The sequence below is a fragment of the Chryseobacterium hagamense genome (genome assembly GCF_007991455.1).
Classification (GTDB): domain Bacteria; phylum Bacteroidota; class Bacteroidia; order Flavobacteriales; family Weeksellaceae; genus Chryseobacterium; species Chryseobacterium hagamense.
In genome coordinates this window covers 1-1,385 of sequence record NZ_BJYJ01000080.1, presented here as the reverse complement: position 1 = coordinate 1,385, position 1,385 = coordinate 1, and the positions used below count along the sequence as shown (strand labels likewise).

The 1,385-nt window shown below is 42.5% G+C and carries 2 protein-coding genes; both read left to right on the top strand.

Features of this window, described 5'->3' with window-relative positions:
- Positions 1-41: 41 nt before the first annotated feature.
- Positions 42-395: an ISAon1 family transposase N-terminal region protein gene (locus tag CHA01nite_RS20315; RefSeq protein WP_146944809.1), complete on the top strand. Its 354-nt coding sequence runs from the start codon at positions 42-44 to the stop codon at positions 393-395.
- A gap of 19 nt (positions 396-414) precedes the next feature.
- Positions 415-1,365 carry an ISAon1 family transposase gene (locus CHA01nite_RS20310; protein WP_146944807.1) on the top strand — a complete coding sequence of 317 codons (951 nt, stop codon included), beginning with the start codon at positions 415-417 and terminating at the stop codon, positions 1,363-1,365.
- Positions 1,366-1,385: the final 20 nt, after the last annotated feature.

Below are 1,385 nucleotides of genomic sequence, written 5' to 3'. Positions count from 1 at the left end.
AAAAGTTGGGGAGAAAAGATATAATGTTTTATTTTTGTTGAATGTCTGGTGAGAACGAACTTTTAAAATTACTGCTTCCCGAATATTTAATTTCTTATTTCGAGATTGTCCGCTTTGAAGAGAAAGACAACCTGTTGCATATTTACTTTGAAGAAAAAAGTACCGTGCCGAAAGAATTCTCGTCGCTTCATTTACAGTCCAAAGGCTTCCATGATGAAATCACGGTGGATGATTTTCCTTTGCGCGGTAAATCCGTAAAGCTTCATATTAAACGCCGCCGGTGGACCGATGTAAAATCCGGTAAAATTCTTCAGAGAGACTGGAAGCTTATTGCCAAAGGAACCCGAATGACTCAGGATTTTGCTGGGTTCTTAAAAAAAATCTGCCGATACTAACGCCCTTTCCTGCAGAACCATCGGTGATCTGTATGGGGTTGACGGAAGGAAATTCCAGAAACAGTACAAAAAGAAACTCAGCGATTTTAAGGACTGGGAACAAAGGCCCCATGCAGAAGAATGGATTCTTTATCCTGAGAACCTTTCAGGGCAGCTTTCCCTGGATGAAGTGGCTTTATCCGATGGCGAGCTCTATACGGTCCTTACCTCAAAGCAGGCAAAAGGCAGAAAAGCAGGCATCGTAGCTATTGTAAAAGGGACGCAAAGTGATTCGGTTATTTCCCATCTTTTAAAAATCAAAAGAAAGCGACGAATGACGGTAAAAGAGATTACCCTGGATATGGCGGGCTCGATGAAACGGATTGCTAAAAAATGTTTCCCCTGTGCGGATCAGGTGATTGATCGTTTCCATGTGCAGAAGCTGGCTATAGAAGCCCTTCAGGAAATCCGGATCAGACACCGCTGGGAAGCTATTGAAATGGAAAACAAAGAAATGGAAGGAGCGGATAAAAACAAAAAACCAACCACCGAACTATTTGAAAACGGGGATTCCCGCAAACAACTTTTGGCAAGAAGCAGGTACTTGCTTTATAAAAGCCGTGAAAAATGGACGCTCTCCCAAAGCCAAAGAGCTTCTATCCTGTTTTCACAATATCCGGATCTGGAAAAAGCCTATCAACTGGTCGACGGGCTTCGAAAAATCTACAACCGGAATATTCCAAAATCTTTGGCCATGACCCAGCTTGCATGTTGGTTTAACGAAGTTGAGCAGTCAGGCTTTGAATCTTTTTCCACCTTGAGAAAAACAATAAAGAATCATTACCGGGATATTTTAAACTATTTTGATCACAGAAGCACCAATGCAGCTGCCGAGTCCTTCAATGCCAAAATCAAAAACTTCAGGATGCAGCTCCGGGGAGTAAAAGACCGGACTTTCTTCCTGTTCAGATTGACCAAACTTTTTGCCTAGTCCCCAACTTTTGCGCGTGA